The following is a 23160-nucleotide window of genomic DNA, read 5'->3' as shown; positions in this document are numbered from 1 at the left end:
AGGCGATGGGGCTCTGGGAGGCGATGCGCGCGCGGACGCAGCCCAAGCGCAACAACCTCGACGCGCTCTTCCACGTGCCGAGCGCGGCGGTCACGCTGCAAACGGCGCTGGGGTTCGAGCCGACGGGCTCCGGCTCGGTCTGCTACCGCTCCGCCGCAGGCGCCGCGTTCGCCCAGGCCCAGGACGACGTGGTGGCCTTGATCCGCGACGACGCGGAGGCGCCCGAGGTCAGCGTCAGCCAGGACGACTTCGGCTTCACCTGGTTGGTGGTCACCGGGGACAGGGACGACATGGCCGGCCTGTGCACCGACCTCCACGCCGTCAACACCACCCTCGAGCTCAACGGCTTCGCGTCCGGCCTGCTCTGCTCGATGGTGCCCTTCCGCAACGCCGCCGGGCAGGCGTTCGGGCTGACCTACCTCTACAAGCAGGGCACGTTCTACCCCTTCGCACCCACGGGCGAGCAGTCCCGCGACACGCTGCTCGAGCTGTCCGTGCGCGACCTCTTGGACAAGGAGCTGCCGATGGAGCCCGACACCCAGCGCTGGCTGGCCGTCTGGAAGGCGCCCGGGCTGTGAGCGCGGGGGCGGAGCGCGACCGCGCGTTGGCCGCGTACGACGTCGTCGAGGGGCCACCGCGACGCGAGCTCGTCGCGCTGGTGGACCTCGCAGCCCACGTGGCGGGCGTGCCGTACGCCGCCGTCAACCTGCTCAGCAGCAGGCAGCAGCACCAGGTGGCCACGACGGGCTTCGAGGGCCGGACGACGCCGTGCGACGACTCGATGTGCCGGCAGGTGGTGGAGTCGGGTCGGCCGATCATGCTCGACGACGCCGGCCGGGACCCGCGCTTCGCCGACAACCCGTGGACGACCGGTGAGATCGCGGAGGTGAAGTACTACGGCTCCCACCCGTTGCGCACGCCCGAAGGCGTCGTCATCGGCACACTGTGCGTGTTCGACAGCGAGGCCCACCCGGTGACCGAGGAGGCGGCGCGCGGGCTGGCGCTGCTCGCCGACCGCGTGGTCGACGTGCTGGAGCTCGACCTGACGTCTCGCCGGCTCGGCGAGGCCAACGCCCGACTGAGCACCTCCAACGAGCGACTGGCGAACTTCGCCGGTCAGGTCAGCCACGACCTGAAGAACCCGCTGACCGCCATCTCGCTGTCCCTCGAGGCGCTCGAGCTGGAGGTCACCGACGACTACCAGGTCGAGACGGTGGCGCGCGCCCGCCGGGGCGTCGACCGGACGAACGACATGATCAGCACGCTCCTCGAGTTCGCCTCGCAGGGAGACCCACCGGGAGACGAGCGCGTCGACCTGGCGACCGAGGTCGAGGCCGCGCTGGACGACCTCGCGGGCCGGATCGACCGTTCGCAGGTCCGTGTCGGCCCGCTGCCGGTGGTGCACGGCGACGCAACGCAGCTGCGGTCCGTGCTGATGAACCTGATCGACAACGCTGCGAAGTTCACGGTCGTGGGGGAGCAGCCCGACGTCGAGGTCGGCAGCCAGCGGGTCGACGGTCGCCACCGGGTCGAGGTGCGCGACCGCGGGCGCGGCATTCCCGACGACAAGCGCGAGCGGGTGTTCGCGCCCCTGGCCCGCCTGGACAAGACCGTGGAGGGCTCGGGCCTCGGCCTGGCGACGTGCCGCCGGGTCGTCGAGGCCCACGGCGGCACGATGGGCGTGGAGCCGCGTGAGGGCGGCGGCTCCGTCTTCTGGTTCGCGCTGCCGGCCGTCGACGTCGACTAGGGCAGCCTGGCCAGCTTCATCTGCTGCGAGGCGTAGACGTGGCCGACGACGGTGCCGTCGAGCCAGTCGGTGAGCCGGCGCGCCTCGCGCTCCAGGGCGTCGCGACCGGCCGGCTCGACGTCCTCGAGGAGGGACAGCCGGACGACGCCCTCGTCGTCCTGCACCCAGCAGCCCACGACCCGACCGTCCCACCAGGCCGTGGTGCCGGCGTTGCCGTTGGTGTCGAAGAGGTAGGGCACGTGCGCGGGGTCGAGGTAGAACCCGCGCTGCTTCCACCCCATGACGGTCGGGTCGAGGGTCGGCAGCAGCGCGGCCCAGGGCTCCACCGGCCCGGCGTCCTCGGCGTCCTCGGGCAGCAGCCACCCGACGGAGCCGTCGTCGAGCGCGACCTGGACGGCGTCGACGTCCGCCAGCGCCCGGGTGACCGCGGTCTTGGTCGACCCGAGCCACCACTGGATGTCCGCGGCCGTGCCCGGACCGAAGGTGGTCAGCCACGAGCGGACGAGGGCGGCGTACCCGTCGGCCTCGCCGAGGGGCTCGGGCACGACGCCGAGCCAGTCCTCGGCGGTGGTCCACGTCGGCTTGTTCAGCCGCCAGTGCCCGGCGTTGCGGCCGCGGAGGACCTTCCCCTCGAGGCCGAGGTGCGTCAGGACCCACGGCGCCACCGGGACCGGTCGGTCCCACGTCTTGTCCGTGTCACCGCCGATCATCCCGGCGAGCTCCGGCACCTCCGCGCGCAGCTGCGTCGTCGTGGCCGGTCCGGCGGCTAGGCGGGCGAGCACTGCCTCTCGCGCGGCGTCGAGCCAGGCGTCGCCGTCAGGGGCGATGCCGGCCCCGGCGATGGCCTTGGCGATCCGCTTGCGCTCGGAGGTCGCGACCCGGGCGGCGGCGCTGCCCCACGCCGCCGGGAGCAGCTCGCGCGGGAAGACGAAGAGCGTGCGCCGCATGGCCAGCTGCTTGACGACCATGCGCACGTCGTAGAGCTCGGCGTCGATCGCCTCGGGCGTCAGCCCCTCCGTGCGCGCGGCGAGCGCGAGGTGGACGGTCGCCGCCTCGGTCGCGTGCAGGGCGGTCATCGCCCACGTGACCGTGCCGACGTCGTCCTTGCGGTGCGGCGGCGCCAGGCAGTGGCGTACGGCGATCCGGCTGCGCCGCTCCGAGTCGCTGACGCGCCGCAGTGCCGTCCCCATCTCGCGCGGCCGGGTCAGTCGCGGTGGGACTTGCCGGGCAGGTCGAGCATCCGTTGCAGGGCCAGCAGCGCGTCGGCCTCGGTCTCCGGGTCGACGGTGATCTGGTTGACGACCTCGCCGGCGACGAGGTTCTCCAGGGCCCAGACGAGGTGGGGCAGGTCGATGCGGTTCATCGTCGAGCAGTAGCAGACGTTGCGGTCGAGGAACACGATCGTCTTGTCGGGGTGGGCGTCGGCGAGCCGCTTGACCAGGTTGAGCTCGGTGCCGATGGCCCAGACGGTGCCGGGCTCGGCCGCCTCGATGGTCTTGATGATGAACTCGGTCGAGCCGACCAGGTCGGCCTTGAGCACGACCTCGTGCTTGCACTCGGGGTGGACCAGCACCCTGATGCCGGGGTGCGCGGCGCGCAGCTCGTCGACGACGTCCTCGGAGAAGCGTCCGTGCACCGAGCAGTGGCCCTTCCAGAGGATCATCCGGGCGCGCTGGAGCTCCTCCGCCGTGAGGCCGCCACCGGGCTGGAGCGGGTCCCACACGACGCAGTCGTCGAGCGACATGCCCATCTGGAGCACGGCGGTGTTGCGACCGAGGTGCTGGTCGGGGAGGAAGAGGACCTTGGCGTCGGCGTCACCCTTCTGCGCGAACGCCCACTCGAGCGCGACGTCGGCGTTGGAGGACGTGCAGACCACCCCGCCGTTGCGGCCGCAGAACGCCTTGATGTCGGCGCTGGAGTTCATGTAGGTCACCGGCACGACGCTGTCCTGGATGCCGGCGTCGGCCATCGCGTCCCAGGCGTCCTCGACCTGCCGCAGCCGGGCCATGTCGGCCATGGAGCACCCGGCGGCGAGGTCGGGCAGCACGACCTGCTGGGCGGGGGAGGTGAGGATGTCGGCCGACTCGGCCATGAAGTGGACGCCGCAGAAGACGATGAACTCGGCGTCGGGACGCGCGGCGGCGTCGCGCGCCAGCTTGAAGGAGTCGCCGGTGACGTCGGCGAACTGGATCACCTCGTCGCGCTGGTAGTGGTGGCCGAGCACGAACACCCGGCCGCCGAGGGCCTCCTTGGCCGCGCGGGCACGCTCGACCAGCGACGGGTCGGATGCCGCAGGCAGGTCGCCGGGGCACTCGACGCCACGCTCGGCGTCGAGGTCGCGGCCCTTGCCGAGCGGGAGCAGCGGCAGGTCGACAAGGCTCATGGACACCATCCTAGGAGGCGAGGCTGACATCACCGTGGCCATGGCACCCTGTCGGTCATGACGCGACGCGGTGAGGTCCTGGCCCTGGTGCAAGCGGGCGGGCAGGGCTCCCGCATGGACGTGCTCACCCGCGAGCGCGCCAAGCCCGCACTGCCCTACGGCGGCGTCCACCGGCTCATCGACTTCGCGCTGTCCGGGCTCGTGCACGCGGACCTCTCCGACGTGTGGGTGTCCCTGGAGTACCAGGTCACCTCGATCGACGAGTACCTCTCCGGCGGCCGGCCGTGGAGCCTGGACCGCAACCGCGGCGGCTTCCGCCGCATCGTCCCGCAGACCGGCACGGGACCGGCGACCGAGAGCGGGTTCGCCCACGGCAACGGCGACCTGCTGCTGCGGATGTCGGCCGACCTCGAGGCCTTCGCCGCCCCCACGCTCGTGGTGTGCAGTGCCGACCACGTCTTCAACATGGACCTCGCCCCGGTGGTGGAGGAGCACGTCGCCGCGGGCCGGGCGGCCACGGTCCTCACCAGCGAGGTGACCAAGAAGGACGCCTCCGACAACGTCGTGGTGGTCACCGGCCGCGGCGGCACGGTGACCGCGGTCGAGCACAAGCCGTCGCGGCCCTCGACGGGCACGGTGGCGACGGAGATCTTCGTCTACGACACGGCCGTGCTCCTCGAGACCCTCCACGAGCTGCGCGCCGAGCTCGTCGGGGAGCAGGACGAGGAGGACGCCCAGGACGGCGACAGCGGCATCGGGGACTTCGGCGAGCACCTCCTTCCGCGCCTGGTGGACCGCGGGAAGGTGGTCGCGGTCCCGCTGACGGGCTACTGGCGCGACGTCGGCCAGCCCGGCCTCTACCTCCAGTCCCACCGCGACCTTCTCGCCGGCAGGGTCGACGTCTTCGACCACCCCGGTCGGCCGGTCATCTCGCACTGGCCCGACCGGCCCGCCGCGCGCGTGCGCGCCGCGGGGGAGTGCCGCGACTCCCTGCTCTCCCCGGGAGCGGACGTGAGCGGGACCGTGGTCGGCAGCGTCCTCGGCCCGGGCGTCGTGGTGGAGAAGGGCGCCGAGGTGCACGACAGCGTCGTGATGGAGGACTGCGTGATCCGCGCTGGGGCCGTGGTCCGCACGACCGTCCTCGACGAGCGCTGCGTGGTCGGCGAGCGGGCGCGGGTCGGCGGTGAGCCCGCCGGGCGGCTCGCGCGGGACGAGGACGTCGTACTCGTCGGGCGGGACTCGCGGATCCGAGCCGACGTCGCCGCGGGTTCGCGGCTCGAGCCGGGGTCCGACGCCTGACCCGTCCGGCTACAGCAGCGAGCCGTGGTGGATGTAGGGCGCAGGCGGCTTCATCCGGCGCACGCACAGGTAGCCGTACTGGTGGATCGACAGCCTTGCCTCCAGCCCGACGTCGAGCGCCCACGCGTTGGCGGCGGTGACGTGGTGGACCGAGACCTGCGCGCCCGGAGCCGACGACGCGAGCGCCTCCCACAGCAGGGCCGCGGCCGTACGCCGGTTGGTGGCCGCCACCAGCGTGGGCGAGCCGTCGCCGTCGATGTAGGCGTAGCCCGAGCCGGTCGTGTGGTCCACGACGACCAGCCGGAACTGGTCGAGCAGGAGCTCGTGGTCGGAGAGGTGCGCGGCGCCGCGGGTGCGTCGGTCGACCGAGTCCATCAGGTCGATGTCGGCGGCCGCGCCCTCGCGGACCCGTTCCACCACCGGGATCGCGCTGCGGTCGACCACGCCGGTGAGCATCATCTGGGGGTGGAGGTCGAAGCCGGCCAGCCGGTAGCGGCGCACGGCACCGGGATCGGCGCTCGCGGAGAACATGCCTCGCAGGCACCCGCGCCCGTGGTGCAGGCTCGCCGCGAGCAGCTGGGTGCCGATGCCGCGGCCCTGGTGCTCGGGCAGCACGGCGAAGGACGCCAGGATCCACATCAGCTCGCGGACCCGGGAGACCGCGCCGCCCACGACCCGGCCGTCGACCTCGGCGACCCAGCAGCCGGCTGCGTCGGTCCGCAGCGCGGCACGGGTGCGGGCGATCCAGGCACCGTTGCGGGCCGGAGGACGGCGTACGGGGTCCGGCCAGGCCCGTTGGTAGGTCCGGGTGTCCACCTCGTGGTAGCTGGTGGCGGTGATCTCCGCGAAGGGCTCGAGGTCGCCCTCGCGCATCGGGCGGACGAGCAGGGTCACGACACGTGCGAGGCGTACCGGGCGAGCAGGTCGGGCCAGTGCGTGTAGGTGGCGCGCACGTGCTCCGAGCCGTCGGACCAGCCGCCGTGCTCGAGGTGGACGCGGGTGCCGTCGCCCTCGTCGGTGAAGCGCACGTCGAGCGTGGTCGGCTCGGTCTGGTCGTGCCCGAGCCAGAAGTCCATGACCAGGTGCCCCAGCGGGTCCCAGGTCGTGACGTTGCCCCAGGTGTAGCGCTGGTCGTCGTCGTGGACGGTCTCGACCGGCCCGTTGGGGTCGATCGCGATGCTGCTGTAGGTGGGCGGGTCGGGGCTCAGCATCGGGTCCCACCACTCGCCCATCTGGGCCGTGAACCCGACGAACGCCTGGGCGGGTTTCACCGGGACCGTGATCTCCGCGACGATCGGTGCAAGGCTCATGCACGTACTCGCTTCGCTCCGTGCGCGCATGAGGCACCTGAGACGCTGTGTTGGATGACTCGCTCGCTGCGCTCGCTCATGCGAGAAGCATGCCCGATGGCACCACTGCAAGGATGGTCGCCATGCGCGTGCTGATCGCCCCGGACAAGTTCGCCGGGACCCTCACGGCCGTGGAGGCCGCCCACGCCATCGCCACCGGCTGGCGTCGCCACGCCCCGGACGACGAGCTCGACCTCGCGCCGATGGCCGACGGTGGCCCCGGTTTCGTGGACGTGCTGCACGCCGCGCTGGGTGGTGAGCTGTCGGCCGTCACGGTCTCCGGGCCGCACGGTGGCCCGGTGCCCGCGGTGGTGTTGCGAGTGGGGGAGACGGCGTACGTCGAGAGCGCGCAGGCCGCGGGCCTGCACCTGGTCTCCGGCCCGGTCGAGACGGCGACGAGCCGCGGGGTCGGCGAGCTCGTGCTCGCTGCGGCCTCCGGCGGCGCGACGACCGTGGTGGTCGGGCTGGGCGGCACCGGCACGAACGACGGCGGCGCCGGCGTCCTCGACGCGCTCGGCGCGACCTCGGACGGTGTGCTCGACGGCGGTGCGGCGCCGCTGGCGACGGTGACTACCGTCGACCTCGCCCCGGCCCGGGCGCGCCTCGACGGGGTGACCCTGGTGGCGGCCAGTGACGTCGACAACCCGCTGACCGGCCTGTTCGGGGCGACCAAGACGTTCGGCCCGCAGAAGGGCGTCGACGAGGACCGGATCGCCGCAGTCGACGGCTGGCTCGAGGCCTTCGCGGTCGCCACCGACCGGCGTACGTCGCTGGAGAAGGGTGCCGGCGCCGCCGGAGGCATCGGCTTCGCGCTCCTCGCCCTCGGCGCCACCCGCGAGCCCGGCATCGGCCTGGTCACCGACGCCGTGTCCCTCGCCCGACGTGCCCGCGCCGCGGACCTCGTGGTCACGGGCGAGGGTGCCTTCGACTTCTCCAGCCGCGCCGGCAAGGTGCCCTACGGCGTGGCTGCCGTCGCCGCCGAGGCCCTCCGCCCCTGCATCGCCCTCGCGGGGCAGGTGCTCGTCGGGTCGCGGGAGATGCGCGCCCTCGGCATCGAGTCGGCGTACTCCCTCGTCGAGCTGGTGGGGGAGGACCGCGCCCTCAGCGCCCCCGCCGACGCCCTCGCCGACCTCGCCGCCCGGGTCGCGCGCACCTGGTCCCGCTGAGCGCCCTCCGCGCCCGGTGCGCGTGTCCCCGCCCGGGGGTGGCGGCAGATCGCGTGTGGTCGGGGGCTGGCGCCGCGATGTGCCGCCACCCCGCACGGCCCGCGAGCCGTCCCCAGCCCGGCCGGCCTCGTACCTGTCCACAAGGAGCGCTGGGCGTGCTGGAGGGCTTCCCCCACCCGACCCACGCTCGTGCACGTGGCAGACCTTCGAGCCCTGCGGGGACACCGACGCGGAACGTCGTGGGTGTCGGTGACGTACGGCGTGCACCGGCCGACAGGCTCCCCGTCGGCACCTGAGCATCCCCCCTTCTGGGACGAGGACGACCTGTGCGGCTGGCAGCTGCTCATGACGGACGTCGGGTGCTTCACGGGGCTGACTGCGCTCGAGGTTTTGGGCGTGCCGTTGCCGCCCCTTCCGGACCGGTGCCCTGTCTTCATGGCCCTCGCGAAGGACGATCCTCGCCCCATGCGCGACGGGGTGCACACGAGCCGGCACATCCGGCCCGTGGCGTACGTCGAGGTGCGCGGCCTCCGTGTCGCCCGCGTGCCGGAGGCGCTGGCCGCGGCAGGACGCTGGGTGGGGCTGGTCGACCTCGTGGCCATGGCGGACGCGGCCCTCCACCTCGAGCTCGTGACGTTCGACGAGCTCGAGGAGATCGCCGCCTCGCCGCGGCCGGGCAGCCGTCGCCTTCGTGCGGCCCTCACCATGGTGGATGCCAGGGCCGAGTCGCTGTGGGAGACGTTGCTCCGCCTGCTCCACGTCGTGTGCGACATCGAGGTCGAGGCCCCAGTGGACGCTGATGGACCCAGACGGGGTCGTCGTCGCGGAGGCCGACCTCTGGCTCGTCGGCACGACGGCGCTGTACGAGTACGACGGGGACGAGCACGAGAAGGCTCCACGCAGGGTCCGTGACCGCCGTCGCGATCGACGGGTGGACAGGCAGGGTTTCGTACGCCGGGGCTACACCGCAGGCGACGTGATCCACCGGGCCGTCTCGGTCCTGGAGGACGCTGACCGCTCGATCGGCCGACCGCACGCCCCGACCCGGATCCGCGCGTGGCACGACCTGCTGCGCGACTCCCTCTTCACGCCTGCGGGCCGGGCGGCGTTCCTCCGGCGCGTGCCGGTGTCGCCACCCCGCCGGCGTCACGCCTGAGGGTGGCGGCAGATCGCGGCTGGAGTGGGTCGTGCGGTGCGATGTGCCGCCACCCCGTCGGATCGGTCTGGTGGGGGTGGCGGCAGATCGCAGCTGGAGTGGGTCGTGGGGTGCGACGTGCCGCCACCCCGAGGATGGGTCTGGTGGGGGTGGCGGCAGATCGCAGCTGGAGTGGGTCGTGGGATGCGATGTGCCGCCACCCCGAGCCGGCGGAGGGGCGATCGCGGCCACACGGCTGGGGAATAACCCGTGGTGTGCGACCATTGGAGACAGCAGTGCCCCGAGACTTCTGGAGTGATGAGATGACCGAGCAGGTCGAGACCACCGAGCGCCGTACCGACCAGATCAACCTCTCCGCCGTCGCGGCGGGCAAGGTCAAGAGCCTCCTCGAGCAGGAGGGCCGCGACGACCTGGCCCTGCGCATCTCCGTCCAGCCGGGTGGCTGCTCGGGCCTGCGCTACCAGCTCTTCTTCGACGAGCGGACCCTCGACGGCGACGTGACCACCGACTTCGACGGCGTGACCGTCGTGGTCGACCGGATGAGCGTCCCCTACCTCAACGGTGCGGAGATCGACTTCGTCGACACCATCGAGAAGCAGGGCTTCACCATCGACAACCCCAACGCCACCGGCTCCTGCGCCTGCGGCGACAGCTTCCACTGAGCTGACACGCACGAAGGCCCCCGCCAGTGGCGGGGGCCTTCGTCGTGCTCGGGGTCCGAGGTGTGCGATCAGTCCAGGTGCAGGTGCAGCGCGCCGGCCAGTCGGGCGGCGGCCTCGGAGATCCGGATCTCGCGCTTGGCGACCTCGGCGGGGTAGTCCTCGAAAGCCAGGCTCGGCGGGGTGGTGACGGCGGCCCTCGCCGCGCGCTCGAGGTGGGCCTCGAGGCGGAGGTTGCGGCCGGTCTCCTGGCAGTCGGCGGCCATCTCGGCGGGGGTCGCGAGCTCGTCGTGGACCAGGTGCGCGGGGCGGGTGCCACCGCCCGATGAAGTCGTCATGACGACGACGTTATTGGCTACTGCGGGGTATCCCGAGGCGTACCGGAAGGTAGTGTTTCGCGTCGTGTCCCTCCTTGTTGCCGGATCCATCGCGACCGACCACCTGATGTCCTTCCCGGGCAAGTTCGCCGACAGCCTGGTCGTGGACCAGCTCGACAAGCTGTCGGTGTCCTTCCTGGTCGAGGAGCTCGAGGTACGACGCGGCGGGTGCGCGGCGAACATCTGCTTCGGCTTGGGCAACCTGGGCCTGCGCCCGGTCCTCGTCGGGGCGGTGGGGGAGGACTTCGCCGAGTACCGCTCCTGGCTCGAGCGCCACAACGTCGACTGCGACTCCGTGCACGTCTCGGAGACCAAGCACACCGCCCGCTTCGTGTGCACCAACGACAGCGCGCACGCCCAGATCGCGAGCTTCTACGCCGGCGCGATGAGCGAGTCGCGCGAGATCGAGCTCAAGCCGATCGTCGACCGCGTCGGGCAGCCCGACTACGTCATCATCGGCCCCGACGACCCGCAGGGCATGCTGCGGCACACCGAGGAGTGCCGCCAGCGCGGCTACCGCTTCCTCGCCGACCCGTCGCAGCAGCTCGCCTTCGGCGACGGCGACCTGATCCGCCCGCTGATCGACGGTGCGGAGATCCTGTTCTCCAACGAGTACGAGGCCAGCCTGATCACGCAGAAGACCGGCTGGACCGCCGAGGAGATCCTCTCCCGGGTCGGCACCTGGGTCGTCACCCTCGGCCCCGCCGGCGTGCGCATCGACCGCTCGGGGGAGGAGTCGGTCGTGGTGCCGGCGGTCCCCGAGATCGAGAAGGTCGAGCCGACCGGCGTCGGCGACGCGTTCCGCGCCGGCTTCCTCGCCGCGCTCAGCTGGGGCCTCGACCACGTCCGCGCAGCCCAGCTCGGCTGCCTGCTGGCCGTCTACGTCGTCGAGCAGGTCGGCACCCAGGAGTACGAGATCTCCCGCAGCGCCTTCCTCGCCCGCTGCGAGGAGACCTACGGCGCCGAGGCCGTCGCCGACCTCGAGCCGCACCTCAGGACGATCCGGCCCTGATCGAGACCCGGTCAGCCGGGCAGCGACATCAGCTGCGGCGCCGCACGACGTAGCGCGGCGCTCCGTCGGCTGCGGTGTCGGTGCCGACGTGGTCCTGGCCCTTCATCCGGCACCAGGCAGGTACGTCGACCGCTGCCGCGGGGTCGCGCGCGACGACGGCGAGCAGGCTGCCGACCTCGACCTCGGCGAGGTGGCGGGCGAGCTCGATGACCGGCATCGGGCAGGGCAGGTCGCGGCAGTCGAGCTCGAGCGCGACGTCGTACGGGCGGTCGGGGGTCACAGGCCCACCCGCGCCCGGATCTCGGCGACCAGGCCGGGCAGGACGTCGCAGAAGGCGTCCACGTCGGCGCGCGTGGTGCCGCGCTGGAGGGAGAGCCGCACGTTGCCGTGGGTGAGCACGCCCATCGCCTCCAGCACGTGGCTCGGCGTGAGCGTCGAGGCCGTGCATGCCGAGCCGCTGGCGATGCCGAACCCGCGGCGGTCGAGCTCGGTGACGAGCGCCTCGCCGTCGACGTAGAGGCAGGAGAAGGTCACCAGGTGGGGGAGCCGCCGGTCGGGGTCGCCCACGACCTCGACGTCGGGGACCTCCATGGCCACCCGGTGGCGTACGACGTCGACGAGGGCGTGCTGGCGAGCGTTGACCTCCTCGCGCTCGGCCACCACGGCTTGCAGCGCGGCGGCCGCGGCGAGGACCGCCGGGACGTTCTCGAAGCCCGTCGAGCGCTCGTCGACCCGGTCGTCGCCGGGGAACGGGTTGCGCCACCGCGCCCGCTTGCGGACCAGCAGCACCCCGACGCCGGCAGGCCCGCCCCACTTGTGCGCGGACCCCGCGGCGGCGGCCCAGCCGTCGGGCAGGGGCAGGCGTCCCATCGAGGCGCAGGCGTCGGTGAACAGCGGCACGTCGCCCGGCAGGTCGACGTCGCCGACGTCCTGGACCGTGCCGACCTCGTGGTTGGCGGACTGCAGGGCGACGACGGCGACGTCGGGTCCGGTGGCGGCCTGCGCGAGGTCGCCGACGCGCACCCGCCCGTCGGCCCCCACGCCCACCTCGGCGGCCCGGGCGCCCCACGCCACGGCGTGCCGCACCGCCGAGTGCTCGATCGCCGAGTGGACCACGACGTCGCCGCGGCGCGAGCCCCGCACCAGGCCGAGCAGGCCGAGGTGGACCGCGTGCGTGCCGCTGGGCGTGAACGTCACCTCGTCCGGTCGGACGCCCAGGGCGTCGGCCGTGGCCTCGCGGGCGTTGTCGAGCAGCAGCCGGGCCTCGCGCCCGGGACGGTGCAGCCGGCGCGGGTCGGCGTACCCTCGGTCGAGGGCCGCGAGCAGGACCTCGCGGGCCGCCGGGTGCAGGGGCGAGGACGACGCGCTGTCGAGGTCGCCCTCTCGGGCCGCGGGACCGGTCACACCCGCAACTTATGCCACGCACGGCGCACTGCGCGGCGGGCGAGGGACGCTCACCGGGCGAGATCGGCCGACACCCGACCCTGCCCCGCATGGCCGGGCCCGATGGGGATACTCTCTATCCGTCGAAAAGGACCGAGAGAGAGGCTCGTCAGTGGGTCTGCAAGTCCCCAAGCTTTCAGGCGCGCCGGCGCGGCGCATCCTGAGGGTCGCGCTGCTGGGCGTGACGATGCTGGTGCTGGCCGGGTGTTCCGACGCCGACGAGCACCAGATCCGCAACCTGGCGATGCCCGACCGTGCCAGCGCGCAGGGTCCCTACACCTACGAGCTGTGGAAGTGGGCCTGGGTGGCCGCCATGGTCACCGGCGTCATCGTCTGGGGCCTGATCTTCTACGCCGTGGTGAGGTTCCGCCGTCGCAGCGACGACGAGGTCCCGCGCCAGACGCGCTACAACCTCCCGCTCGAGGTCTTCTACACGATCGCCCCGGTGCTGATGTGCGTCGTGTTCTTCTTCCACACCGTCCGCGTGCAGGACGAGGTCGTGAAGCTCGAGGACAACCCCGACATGACCGTCGAGGTGATGGGCCAGCAGTGGTCGTGGACCTTCAACTACGGCGTCGGTGAGCAGGACCCGGGCGCGAACCCCGAGGACGACGAGTACGCCTACCAGGAGTACGTCTACACCTCCGGCGACGGCAACGAGATCCCGACGCTGGTGCTGCCCGTCGACCAGCGGATCCAGTTCAACCTGCACTCGCCCGACGTGATCCACGACTTCGGCGTCCCGGCCTTCCTGGTCAAGATGGACGTCATCCCCGGACGCGTGAACCGGCTCCAGGTCACCCCGACCGTCGAGGGCGACTACGCCGGCAAGTGCTACGAGCTCTGCGGCGTCTACCACTCCCGGATGCTGTTCAACGTCAAGGTCGTCAGCCAGGCCGAGTACGACGCCTACCTCGCCGACCTCGCCGAGGCAGGCCAGACGGCCGACTCGCCCGTCCTCGGCGGGTCCAACTCCACGACTCAGACCGGACTGGCCGAAGACCAGTCCCAGGAAGGGAGCCAGGAGTGAGCGCCCCCACCTCCGCCGCCCCGCACGCCGCCCCGGCCGCTCCGCAGGGGCGCAAGACGCTCGGCCAGCAGGCGGTCCGCCTGCTCACCACCACGGACCACAAGCTCATCGGCAAGATGTACCTCGTCACCTCGTTCGCGTGGTTCCTCGCCGCGGGCCTGATGGCGATGCTGATCCGCGCGGAGCTGGCCTACCCCGGCCAGCAGGTCGTCAACGAGCAGCTCTACAACCAGCTGTTCACGATGCACGGCACGATCATGCTGCTGCTGTTCGCGACGCCGCTGTTCTTCGGCTTCGCCAACGTGATCATGCCGCTGCAGATCGGTGCGCCCGACGTGGCGTTCCCGCGCCTCAACATGTTCAGCTACTGGCTGTTCCTGTTCGGCGGCCTGATCGCGGCCTCGGGCTTCCTGACCCCGCAGGGCGCCGCCGACTTCGGCTGGTTCGCCTACACGCCGCTCTCCGACGCGGTCCGCAGCCCCGGCGTGGGCGGTGACCTCTGGATCATGGGCCTCTGGATGGCCGGTCTCGGCTCGATCCTCGGTGGCGTCAACTTCATCACCACGATCATCTGCATGCGTGCCCCCGGCATGACCATGTTCCGGATGCCGATCTTCGTCTGGAACACCCTGATCACCTCGATGCTCGTGATCATGGTCTTCCCGATCCTGGCGGGCGCGCTGCTCTCGCTGGAGGCCGACCGCATCCTCGGTGCCCACGTGTTCGACCCGTCGCACGGCGGGCCGATCCTGTGGCAGCACCTGTTCTGGTTCTTCGGCCACCCCGAGGTCTACATCATCGCGCTGCCGTTCTTCGGCATCATCTCCGAGATCCTCCCGGTCTTCAGCCGCAAGCCGATCTTCGGCTACGTCGGCCTGGTGGCCGCGACGCTCGGCATCGCGATGCTCTCGGTGGCCGTGTGGGCCCACCACATGTTCGTCACCGGTGCGGTGGACCTGCCGTTCTTCTCCGGCATGACCTTCCTGATCGCGGTGCCCACGGGCGTGAAGTTCTTCAACTGGATCGGCACGATGTGGGGCGGCAGCCTGTCCTTCGACACCCCCATGCTGTGGTCGATCGGCTTCCTCACCACCTTCCTGTTCGGTGGCCTCACCGGCGTCATCCTGGCCAGCCCGCCGCTGGACTTCCACGTCTCGGACTCCTACTTCGTGGTCGCGCACTTCCACTACGTCGTCTTCGGCACCGTGGTGTTCGCGATGTTCGCCGGCTTCTACTTCTGGTGGCCGAAGATGACCGGCCGGATGCTCGACGAGCGCCTCGGCAAGGTGCACTTCTGGCTGCTCTTCGTCGGCTTCCACACCACCTTCCTCGTCCAGCACTGGCTGGGTGTCGAGGGCATGCCGCGTCGCTACGCCGACTACCTCCCGGCCGACGGCTTCACCACGCTCAACCAGATCTCCACCGTGGGCTCGTTCCTGCTCGGTGCGTCGATGCTGCCGTTCTTCTACAACGTCTACGTCTCCGCCAAGGCGCCGATGGTCGAGGTGGACGACCCGTGGGGCTGGGGCCGCTCCCTGGAGTGGGCCACCAGCAGCCCGCCGCCGCGCCACAACTTCCTCACGCTGCCCCGGATCCGCTCCGAGTCGCCTGCCTTCGACCTGCACCACCCCGAGGTGGCGCTGCGTGAGCTGAGCGAGCACCCGGCCGAGCGCAACGGTGACCTCGCCGACGCCCCCGAGGTGTCGGGTCGCGAGGAGATGCTGCGCGACCGTGCCGACACGACCACCCCGACCGAGGAGGAGAACCGATGAAGGCCGAGGCCTGGATCTTCGGGATCACCACCGTCTTCGTCGCGGTGGTGGCGCCCGCCTACTGGTTCCTCGCCGAGGACCCCACCGGCACCTCCGCGCTCGTGATGACCGCGTTGCTGACCGGCATGGTCACCCTCTACCTCGGCTTCCACGCCTCGCGCATGGACCCGCGGCCCGAGGACCGCAAGGAGGGCGAGATCGCCGAGGGCGCGGGCGAGCTGGGCTTCTTCCCGCCCTACTCCTGGTGGCCGCTGTGGTGCGCCGCCGCGCTGGGCGTCATCGTCTACGGCACGGCCCTCGCGGCCTGGTGGCTGGTGATCATCGGCTTCACGCTGGGCGCCGTCGTCCTGTGCGGCTTCGTCTTCGAGTACTACCGGGGTGAGCACGCGCACTGAGCGCCCGCGTCGAATTCGGATGACCCCCTCCACGCCGTACGCTGGAGGGGTTCGTCCGTCTCGTGCTGTTCCAGGGGGTCTCGCCGCATGCGTCCTCGTGCGTCCCTGCCCGTGTCCACGTCCGGGCGCCGGGCCCGCCGTCGTACGGCTGCCGCTGCCGCCCTGCTGATGGTCGCCGGGCTCGCCGGCTGCTCCTCCGCCGGAGGCGGCTCGCCGTCGTCCGACGCGCCCGCTGCCGGCGGCGCCGCGTCGGAGTCGCCCGCGCCTGAGCCGGTGCGGCTGACCACGAGCTTCCGCGACGCCCGCGCCGTTCCGATCGACGCCCCGGTGACCGTGAGCGCGACCGGCGGCACGCTCGGCAGCGTGACGGTGACGTCTGCGGCCGGTGAGCTCCCGGGCGCCGTGCGGGACGGCTCCTGGTCGTCGTCCGCGGGCCTCGAACCGGGCACGGAGTACACGATCACGGCGAGCGCCGAGCGTTCCGACGGCAGCAGCGTGGAGCGTACGCGCACCTTCCGCACCGTGGACCTCTCCCTCGACGAGCAGACCTATGCCGCCGTCGCCCCGCTCGACGGCGAGACCGTCGGCGTCGGCATGCCGGTCGTCGTCACCTTCGACGTGCCGGTGACCGACAAGGCGCTGTTCGAGAAGCACATGCGCGTCACCAGCAGCCCGCGGCAGAAGGGCTCCTGGTACTGGCTGAGCGACCACGAGGCGCACTACCGCCCGGCGAGGTACTGGCAGGCCGGCACGGACGTCGACGTCGACCTCGAGATCAACAGCCTGCCTGCCGGCAACGGCATCTACGGCCAGGAGGACCGCCGGGTGTCCTTCCACGTCGGCGACGCCCACGTCTACAAGGTCAACGCGCAGACCCACCAGATGCAGGTCTTCTCCAACGGCGAGCTGCTACGCACCCTCCCGATCACCACCGGCAAGCCCGGCTTCACCACCCGCTCGGGCACCAAGGTGATCATGGAGAAGTTCGACCAGAAGCGGATGAACTCCGAGACCGTCGGCATCAACCGCAACAGTCCCGAGGCCTACGACATCGACGACGTCCAGTGGGCGATGCGGGTCACCTACTCCGGCGAGTTCATCCACGCCGCCCCGTGGTCCGTCGGCTCCCAGGGCTACGCCAACGTCTCGCACGGTTGCACGGGCATGTCGACCGCCGACGCCGGCTGGCTCTACGCCATGAGCCGCCGCGGTGACGTGGTCGAGTACACCGGCACGGACCGCCGGATGACCCTCGAGAACGGCTACGGCGACTGGAACCTCTCCCCGGCCGCGTGGAAGCAGGGCTCCGCCCTCTCCTGAGGCAGCTGGCCGCCACGACAGTGGCGGCACACGACATCGGCCCCAGACAGGTGGCGGCACACGACATCGTTCTGGCCGTCGGTGGTGTCGTCTGCCGCCATGGACGTGAGTGCGGTGTCGTGCGCCGCCACCTTCCACGGGTGGTCGGCGGGGAAGGCATCTGTCCACAACGATGCGGGCTCGACCTCCCTCCACAGGTAGGGGGCATGGCGCTGGTGGCGGTCCTCGTCGCGCTGCACAGTCGCTCGCATGACTCGCCGAGCTCCCGACGACCGTCCGACTGCACCGGCCCTGCGTGGGCAGCCGCGCCTCCGGGCTTACGTCCGCGAGTCGTACGGCGTCCACCGGCGCGCCGACCTGGGGGACGATCTGTGCGCCCAGCTGCAGGCGTGGCAGCTCCTGATGACGGGCGCCGGCTGCTTCACCGCGCTCACGAGCGCCGCGTTGAGGGGCTGGTGGCTGCCTCCCGTGCCTCTGGGCACGCCTGTGTTCATGGCCCTCCAGGTCGACGACCCCCGACCGATGCGCGCCGGTGTGCGCACGAGCCGGCACACCCGCGAGGTGGCGCGAGAGCAGCTCGCCGGGCTGCGATGCGCATCGGCACCGGAGACCCTGTTGGCGTGCGCGAGGTGGATCGGTCTGCTCGACCTGGTGGTCCTCATCGACTGTGCCCTGCACCAGGGGGACTGTGACGTGGACCAGATCAGGGCAGTCATCGGCCCTCGCCGTCCCGGTGCGGTTGCGCTGTCGCGAGCGCTGGCGCTCGCCGACGAACGATCCGAGTCGCCGTACGAGACGCTCCTGCGCCTGCTCCACGTGCTGTGCGGGATCGAGGTGGAGTCCCAGTACGCCGTGCTGGACCAGGCGGGCGTTGAGGTCGCACGCGCCGACCTCCGGATCGTCGGTACGAACGCTCTCCCGGAGTTCGACGGCGACGAGCACGAGGCGGCGCCGCGACGAGTGAGGGACCGGCGACGCGACCGAGCGATCGAGCGCGCGGGGCATGTCCGCCGTGGCTACACCGCGGGAGACGTCCTCCACCGCGGTATCACCATCCTTCAGGACGCCGATCGGTCCATCGGCAGACCACACGACCCGAGCCGGATCCGCGTGTGGCACGACCAGCTGCGCCGCTCGCTGTTCATGCCGTCGGGGCAGGCGGACTTCCTCGACCGCGTCGTGCCCGTGCTGCCGGTCCGCCGTCGCGCCGGGGGTGGGTCGGGCGACGCCGCCTGACGTCCGGCTGGGGGCGGGCGTCCCGGCGCCCCGCCGGATCCGCCCCCACGGTGGCGGCACACCGCATGGGACGGCTGACCCTGGCGGCACACGACAGGTCGAGCGCGCCCAAGCATGTCGTGTGCCGCCACCTTCGGCCCGGGGATGTCGTGTGCCGCCACCTTCGGCCCGGGGATGTCGTGTGCCGCCACCTTCGGCCCGGGGATGTCGTGTGCCGCCACCTTCGGCCCGGGGATGTCGTGTGCCGCCACCTTCGAGCGCGAGCCGAACGCGACGAGGGCCCGCCGGGGTGATCCCGGCGGGCCCTCGTCAGGCGGACGTGGTGCTCAGTGGTCGCGCAGCGGCACGTCGTCGGTGTCGCGCAGGCGGTGGTCGTCGAACTGGTGCCCGTCGACCGGGTGGTCGAGCCCAGCTGCGAGCTCCGCCTCGTGCGCGGCGTGGTGGTGCGCCTCCTCGAGCTCGGCCGCCGTGGGCTTCTGCACGTTGTGGGCGTACATCCAGCGCGACAGCCGGGCCCGCAGCCGCTCCGAGCGGCTGTTGGGTGCGGCCACGCCGGCGGCGTCCGTGTCGCCGGTGCCGGTGAAGACCTCGTCACGGTCACGCGCGGTGAGCGTGTAGGCGGTCTTCGGGTTGATCGGCAGGTGCCGCTCGGCGTACTGGCCCTCGGGGGAACGGGTGATGATGCCCGTCTCGAAGCCATGGAGCAGCTTCTCGTTGTCGTGGCGCTGCAGCGAGATGCACCAGCGACGCGTGATCCAGAACGCCAGGAGCGGGCCGAGGAAGATCGCGACGCGCATGAAGTAGGTGATCTGGTTGATGCTGGCGTGCAGCTTGATGGCGATGATGTCGTTGCCACCGGCCGCCCAGGCGAGGCCGTAGAAGGTCATCAGGGCGACCATGACCGCGGTGCGCGTGGGCGCGTTGCGCGGACGCTGGAGCAGGTGGTGGTCGCGCTTGTCGCCGGTGATCCAGCCCTCCAGGAAGGGCAGCAGGATCAGGATGGTCAGCATCAGCGGCGGCACGAGCAGGATCGGGATCAGCACGTTCCACGAGATCGTGTAGCCGAAGATCACCGTCTCCCAGCCGGTCGGGATGATGCGCAGCAGGCCGTCGGGCCAGCCCATGTACCAGTCGGGCTGGGAGCCGGCGGTGACCTTGGTCGGGTCGTAGGGCCCGAACTTCCACACCGGGTTGATCGACAGCAGGCCGCCCATGAGGGCGATGACGCCGAAGACCATGAAGAAGAAGCCACCGGCCTTGGCGGCGTACACGGGGAGCATCGGGTAGCCGACGACGTTCTGCTCCGTCCGGCCGGGGCCGGGCCACTGCGTGTGCTTGTGGTAGACGAGCAGCAGCATGTGGGCGGCGATGAGCGCGAGCAGGATGCCCGGGATCAGCAGCACGTGCACGATGTAGAGCCGCGGGATGATCGACTCGCCCGGGAACTCGCCGCCGAAGAGCAGGAGCGACATGTAGGTGCCCGCGACCGGCGTGGCCTTCAGGAAGCCGTCCGCGGCGCGGACGCCGGTGCCGGACAGCAGGTCGTCGGGGAGCGAGTAGCCGGTGAAGCCCTCGAGGGTGCCCAGCAGCAGCAGCAGGCAGCCGATGACCCAGTTGAGCTCACGCGGCTTGCGGTAGGCGCCGGTGAAGGCCACGCGCAGCAGGTGCACCATCATCGAGGCGATGAAGATCATCGCGGCCCAGTGGTGCATCTGGCGCATCAGCAGGCCGCCGCGCACGTCGAAGGAGATGTGCAGCGTGGACGCCATCGACTCCGACATGCCGACGCCGCGGAGCTGGTCGTAGGAGCCCTCGTAGGTGACGTGGCCCATCGACGGGTTGAACCACAGCGTCAGGAACACGCCGGTGAGCAGGAGCACCACGAAGCTCCACAGCGCGATCTCGCCGAGCATGAACGACCAGTGGTCGGGGAAGACCTTGCGCAGGTTCTTCTTCATCGCCGTGGCCAGTCCGAGCCGGTCGTCGGCCCAGGTGGCCAGCGAGCCGGCCGGGCCGGGCTTGGACGCGGTGGCAGCGGTCGTGCCGTTGCTGGTCGCGACCTTGCTGGTGTCGATCCTGGAGTCCGTGCTCACAGCTTCTCACGCTCCCAAAAGCTCGCCCCGATGGGCTCGGTGAAGTCGCTCTGCGCGACCAGGTAGCCCTCGTCGTCCACCGCGATGGGCAGCTGGGGAAGGGGGCGGGCAGCCGGGCCGAAGACGACCTTGGCGTGGTCGGCCAGGTCGAAGGTCGACTGGTGGCACGGGCACAGCACGTGGTGGGTGGTGCGCTCGTAGAGGGAGATCGGGCACCCGACGTGGGTGCAGATCTTCGAGTAGCAGATGATGCCGTCGACGGTCCACTTCTCCCGACCCTTGGCCGGGATGATGTCGTCGGGGTTCATGCGCACGATGATGATCGCGCCCTTGGCCTTCTCGGCCTGCTCCTCGGCACCGTGGAGCTCGGGGTACCCGTTCTCCTCCGTCGGGAACATGGCCTCGGGGGCGGCGTTGATGAGGTCGCCCATCTCGATCTCGCTGGCGAGGATCGGGGTGCCGACGACGTCGCGCACCAGGCGCATGCCGGGCTCCCAGATCGTGTGCGCCAGCTTGTCGACGTCGAGCGCGTCACCGGGGGCGAGGTCGCGCAGCAGGACCACGGCCGGCAGGCCGAGGACGCCGACGGCGCCGATCATGGTGTTGCGCACGAGCGGACGGCGGCCGATGCCGGCCTCGTCGAGCCCGTCGTTGAGGGCCTGGACGGTCGCCTCGCGGTCCTCGGCGGGCGAGGCCGCCGGGTGGCGCATCTCGATGATCTCCACGTCGGCCATCAGCTTGCGGGCGAGGTGGATGATCGCGATGCCGATCAGCAGCAGGCTGACGCCCAGCGTGACGCCGAGCGCCACCGTGGAGGCGCCCATCCCGGCGAAGGTGTCCCAGTTGTCGCCGACCTCGAGGGTGAAGTAGGCGACGACGAAGAGGACCGCGCTGATCATCGCGGCCACGAACATCGCCGCGACCTGCCTCTCGGCGCGCTTCTCGGCCTTGGGGTCGACGTCGGTGGGGCGCCAGGTGTGGGCCGGGAGGCCCGGGTCGGGGATCGGCTCGGCCTGGCGGTGGGCGGGCACGTGGGAGTCGGGGGACCCCGCGGCCGAGGGCTCGTTCGCGCCGTGCGGCAGCGGCGTGCCGTCGGGCGCGTTCATGGGCCGGTTGTCGTCGTTCACGCGTTCACCTTGCTCTTCTTGCTCCGGGTCGTGTGCGAGGCGATCCACACCGCCGCGCCGACGAGCCCACCGATGCCGACGAGCCACGCGAACATGCCCTCGGAGACGGGGCCGAGGCCACCGAGCGTGAAGCCGGCGTACTCGGGGGTGTCCTGGATGCTGTCGAGGTAGGCGATGACGTCGCGCTTCTCCTCGGGGGAGAGGTTGCCGTTGCTGAAGTTGGGCATCTGCTGCGGCCCGGTCAGCAGGGCCTCGTAGATGTACTTGCCCTCGACGCCGTGCAGGCTCGGGGCGTAGCCGCCGCGGGGCATGGCGCCGCCACGACCGTTGAAGTTGTGGCAGGCCGTGCAGTTGGTGAGGAAGATCTGACCGCCGCGGGAGATCGCCTCCTCGCGCTCCTCCTCGGACAGGCCCTCGATGGAGTAGTCGGACTCGTTGGGGATGGCCGGGCCGGGGCCCAGCGAGGCGACGTACGCCGACAGGGCGGCGATCTCCTCGTCGTTGAACACGACGGGCTTGCGGGGCGCCTGGGCACCCGGGCTCGCCATCGGCATGCGACCGGTGCCGACCTGGAAGTCGACCGCGGCGGCGCCGACGCCGACCAGGGACGGACCGATCTGGTAGCCCTCGCGCACGGTGGGGATGCCCTCACCGTTCTTGCCGTGGCAGAACGCGCAGCTGGCGAGGAACAGCTCCTTGCCCTGGGCGACCTGCTCGGTCTCGCTCGGCTGGCTGTCCGCCTGCGCCGGGGCCAGGGCCGTGTAGAGGGAGCCGCTGATCAGCAGTCCCAGCAGGAGCACGACGAGACCCGCGAGAGGTCCCCGACGGTGCCGGGAGAGGCGACCAGCGGTTCGGTTGAGCACACGCACGATGAGTCCTTGCCGGTTGCGACGGTATGGGATTTCGGGAGCTTGCTTACTTGATGACGTAGATCGTGAAGAACAGGCCGATCCACACCACGTCGACGAAGTGCCAGTAGTAGGACACCACGATCGCGGTGACGGCTTGCTCGTGGGTGAAGCGCCGGGCGAGGTAGGTGCGTCCCAGCACGAAGAGGAACGCGATCAGGCCGCCGGTCACGTGCAGGCCGTGGAAGCCGGTGGTGAGGTAGAACATCGTGCCGTAGGCCGAGCTCGGGATGGTCACGCCCTCGTGGATGAGCTCGGCGTACTCGAGCGCCTGGCCGCCGATGAAGATCGCGCCCATGACGTAGGTGAGGACGAACCACTCGCGCAGGCCCCACTTGGTGAAGTTGAGCAGCCCGCCGGTGCGGCCGACCTGCCCGCGCTCGGCGGCGAACACGCCCCACTGGCAGGCGAACGAGGACGCCACCAGGATCGCGGTGTTGGCCGTGGAGAACGGCACGTTGAGCTTCTCGGTCTCCTGCGCCCAGAGCTCGGGGCTCACCGCGCGGATGGTGAAGTACGCCGCGAACAGCGCGGCGAAGAACATCAGCTCGCTCGAGAGCCAGATGATCGTGCCCACGCTGACCATGCTCGGTCGGTCGTGGTGCCCGTGCAGACGGGATGCCGGAATCGCTGTTGCAGTCGCCACAGGCGCCATTATGGCTGCTGTGGCGGAACGAGGGCACCCCGG

At 71.3% G+C, this 23160-nt stretch carries 24 protein-coding genes; 13 read left to right on the top strand and 11 right to left on the bottom strand.

All coding sequences use genetic code 11. The features are described from left to right. Positions 1–5: 5 nt before the first annotated feature. Together Q9S36_RS26715 and Q9S36_RS26710 are read left to right on the top strand one after the other, a co-directional pair. Positions 6–578: a PspA-associated protein PspAB gene (locus tag Q9S36_RS26715; protein ID WP_311287870.1), complete on the top strand. Its 573-nt coding sequence runs from the start codon at positions 6–8 to the stop codon at positions 576–578. Beyond that, positions 575–1747 (top strand): GAF domain-containing sensor histidine kinase, encoded by a 1173-nt coding sequence (locus Q9S36_RS26710; protein ID WP_311287869.1) that lies wholly within the window; start codon positions 575–577, stop codon positions 1745–1747. The genes Q9S36_RS26715 and Q9S36_RS26710 overlap by 4 nt, the downstream gene beginning before the upstream one ends. Here the strand turns inward: Q9S36_RS26710 and Q9S36_RS26705 are convergent. Next, a complete protein-coding gene (locus Q9S36_RS26705) occupies positions 1744–2937 on the bottom strand; it encodes a winged helix DNA-binding domain-containing protein (RefSeq protein WP_311287868.1) in 1194 nt (397 codons plus the stop codon). The two genes, Q9S36_RS26710 and Q9S36_RS26705, sit on opposite strands and share 4 nt — an antisense overlap. A gap of 14 nt (positions 2938–2951) precedes the next feature. Further along, a complete protein-coding gene (gene nadA, locus Q9S36_RS26700) occupies positions 2952–4139 on the bottom strand; it encodes a quinolinate synthase NadA (RefSeq protein ID WP_311287867.1) in 1188 nt (395 codons plus the stop codon). Positions 4140–4187: 48 nt separating this feature from the next. On the opposite strand from nadA, the gene Q9S36_RS26695 reads away from it, so the two are divergent. Beyond that, on the top strand, positions 4188–5429 hold the full coding sequence (locus Q9S36_RS26695) for a sugar phosphate nucleotidyltransferase (protein WP_311287866.1): 1242 nt from the start codon (positions 4188–4190) through the stop codon (positions 5427–5429). A 9-nt stretch (positions 5430–5438) separates the two neighbouring features. Here Q9S36_RS26695 and Q9S36_RS26690 read toward each other — a convergent pair whose 3' ends face one another. Both Q9S36_RS26690 and Q9S36_RS26685 read right to left on the bottom strand, forming a co-directional pair. Further along, positions 5439–6323 (bottom strand): GNAT family N-acetyltransferase, encoded by an 885-nt coding sequence (locus tag Q9S36_RS26690; RefSeq protein WP_311287865.1) that lies wholly within the window; start codon positions 6321–6323, stop codon positions 5439–5441. Further along, complete coding sequence (locus tag Q9S36_RS26685) at positions 6320–6739, bottom strand: SRPBCC domain-containing protein (protein WP_311287864.1); 420 nt, start codon at positions 6737–6739, stop codon at positions 6320–6322. Before Q9S36_RS26685 ends, Q9S36_RS26690 begins: the two co-directional genes overlap by 4 nt. Positions 6740–6861: 122 nt before the next feature. Here Q9S36_RS26685 and Q9S36_RS26680 point away from each other — a divergent pair, with 122 nt between their 5' ends. The 4 genes from Q9S36_RS26680 (at position 6862) to erpA (ending at position 9762) form a co-directional block, all read left to right on the top strand. After that, complete coding sequence (locus tag Q9S36_RS26680) at positions 6862–7944, top strand: glycerate kinase (protein ID WP_311287863.1); 1083 nt, start codon at positions 6862–6864, stop codon at positions 7942–7944. A gap of 195 nt (positions 7945–8139) precedes the next feature. Further along, positions 8140–8856: a hypothetical protein gene (locus Q9S36_RS26675; protein ID WP_311287862.1), complete on the top strand. Its 717-nt coding sequence runs from the start codon at positions 8140–8142 to the stop codon at positions 8854–8856. Between the two features lie 19 nt (positions 8857–8875). Then, entirely contained in the window at positions 8876–9100 is a 225-nt protein-coding gene (locus Q9S36_RS26670) for a hypothetical protein (RefSeq protein WP_311287861.1), read from the top strand. Between the two features lie 302 nt (positions 9101–9402). Then, the gene (gene erpA, locus Q9S36_RS26665) at positions 9403–9762 is read left to right on the top strand and encodes an iron-sulfur cluster insertion protein ErpA (RefSeq protein WP_090971856.1); all 360 of its coding nucleotides are present in this window, start codon (positions 9403–9405) and stop codon (positions 9760–9762) included. A gap of 68 nt (positions 9763–9830) precedes the next feature. Here erpA and Q9S36_RS26660 read toward each other — a convergent pair whose 3' ends face one another. After that, positions 9831–10097: a hypothetical protein gene (locus Q9S36_RS26660; protein WP_311287860.1), complete on the bottom strand. Its 267-nt coding sequence runs from the start codon at positions 10095–10097 to the stop codon at positions 9831–9833. Positions 10098–10161: 64 nt separating this feature from the next. Between Q9S36_RS26660 and Q9S36_RS26655 the strand changes: the two genes are divergently transcribed. Further along, positions 10162–11148: a carbohydrate kinase family protein gene (locus Q9S36_RS26655; RefSeq protein ID WP_311287859.1), complete on the top strand. Its 987-nt coding sequence runs from the start codon at positions 10162–10164 to the stop codon at positions 11146–11148. A 28-nt stretch (positions 11149–11176) separates the two neighbouring features. Here Q9S36_RS26655 and Q9S36_RS26650 read toward each other — a convergent pair whose 3' ends face one another. Together Q9S36_RS26650 and Q9S36_RS26645 are read right to left on the bottom strand one after the other, a co-directional pair. After that, positions 11177–11428 (bottom strand): sulfurtransferase TusA family protein, encoded by a 252-nt coding sequence (locus Q9S36_RS26650; RefSeq protein ID WP_311287858.1) that lies wholly within the window; start codon positions 11426–11428, stop codon positions 11177–11179. Further along, complete coding sequence (locus Q9S36_RS26645) at positions 11425–12552, bottom strand: aminotransferase class V-fold PLP-dependent enzyme (RefSeq protein WP_311287857.1); 1128 nt, start codon at positions 12550–12552, stop codon at positions 11425–11427. Before Q9S36_RS26645 ends, Q9S36_RS26650 begins: the two co-directional genes overlap by 4 nt. A gap of 151 nt (positions 12553–12703) precedes the next feature. On the opposite strand from Q9S36_RS26645, the gene coxB reads away from it, so the two are divergent. The 5 genes from coxB to Q9S36_RS26620 all read left to right on the top strand — a co-directional run bounded on the left by coxB (position 12704) and on the right by Q9S36_RS26620 (position 18344). Further along, positions 12704–13621: a cytochrome c oxidase subunit II gene (gene coxB / locus Q9S36_RS26640; protein ID WP_311287856.1), complete on the top strand. Its 918-nt coding sequence runs from the start codon at positions 12704–12706 to the stop codon at positions 13619–13621. Further along, positions 13618–15393, top strand: a complete 1776-nt coding sequence (gene ctaD, locus Q9S36_RS26635) for a cytochrome c oxidase subunit I (RefSeq protein ID WP_311287855.1) — start codon at positions 13618–13620, stop codon at positions 15391–15393. The genes coxB and ctaD overlap by 4 nt, the downstream gene beginning before the upstream one ends. Further along, positions 15390–15788, top strand: coding sequence for a cytochrome c oxidase subunit 4 (locus Q9S36_RS26630; protein WP_311287854.1), 399 nt, complete (start codon positions 15390–15392; stop codon positions 15786–15788). Before ctaD ends, Q9S36_RS26630 begins: the two co-directional genes overlap by 4 nt. An 87-nt stretch (positions 15789–15875) precedes the next feature. Continuing rightward, positions 15876–17108 (top strand): Ig-like domain-containing protein, encoded by a 1233-nt coding sequence (locus tag Q9S36_RS26625; RefSeq protein ID WP_311287853.1) that lies wholly within the window; start codon positions 15876–15878, stop codon positions 17106–17108. A 249-nt stretch (positions 17109–17357) separates the two neighbouring features. Then, positions 17358–18344, top strand: coding sequence for a hypothetical protein (locus tag Q9S36_RS26620; RefSeq protein WP_311287852.1), 987 nt, complete (start codon positions 17358–17360; stop codon positions 18342–18344). 326 nt (positions 18345–18670) lie between these two features. On the opposite strand, the gene Q9S36_RS26615 is transcribed toward Q9S36_RS26620, so the two are convergent. From Q9S36_RS26615 to Q9S36_RS26600, 4 genes are all read right to left on the bottom strand, one after another. Continuing rightward, on the bottom strand, positions 18671–20437 hold the full coding sequence (locus tag Q9S36_RS26615; protein ID WP_311287851.1) for a ubiquinol-cytochrome c reductase cytochrome b subunit: 1767 nt from the start codon (positions 20435–20437) through the stop codon (positions 18671–18673). After that, a complete protein-coding gene (locus Q9S36_RS26610; protein WP_311287850.1) occupies positions 20434–21564 on the bottom strand; it encodes a Rieske 2Fe-2S domain-containing protein in 1131 nt (376 codons plus the stop codon). Before Q9S36_RS26610 ends, Q9S36_RS26615 begins: the two co-directional genes overlap by 4 nt. Then, the gene (locus Q9S36_RS26605) at positions 21561–22364 is read right to left on the bottom strand and encodes a cytochrome c (RefSeq protein WP_311287849.1); all 804 of its coding nucleotides are present in this window, start codon (positions 22362–22364) and stop codon (positions 21561–21563) included. The genes Q9S36_RS26610 and Q9S36_RS26605 overlap by 4 nt, the downstream gene beginning before the upstream one ends. 115 nt (positions 22365–22479) lie before the next feature. Continuing rightward, positions 22480–23127 (bottom strand): heme-copper oxidase subunit III, encoded by a 648-nt coding sequence (locus Q9S36_RS26600; protein ID WP_311287848.1) that lies wholly within the window; start codon positions 23125–23127, stop codon positions 22480–22482. Between the last annotated feature and the right edge of the window lie 33 nt (positions 23128–23160).

It is taken from the genome of Microbacterium sp. ARD31, assembly GCF_031844425.1.
This window is presented reverse-complemented; position numbering and strand designations above follow the sequence as displayed.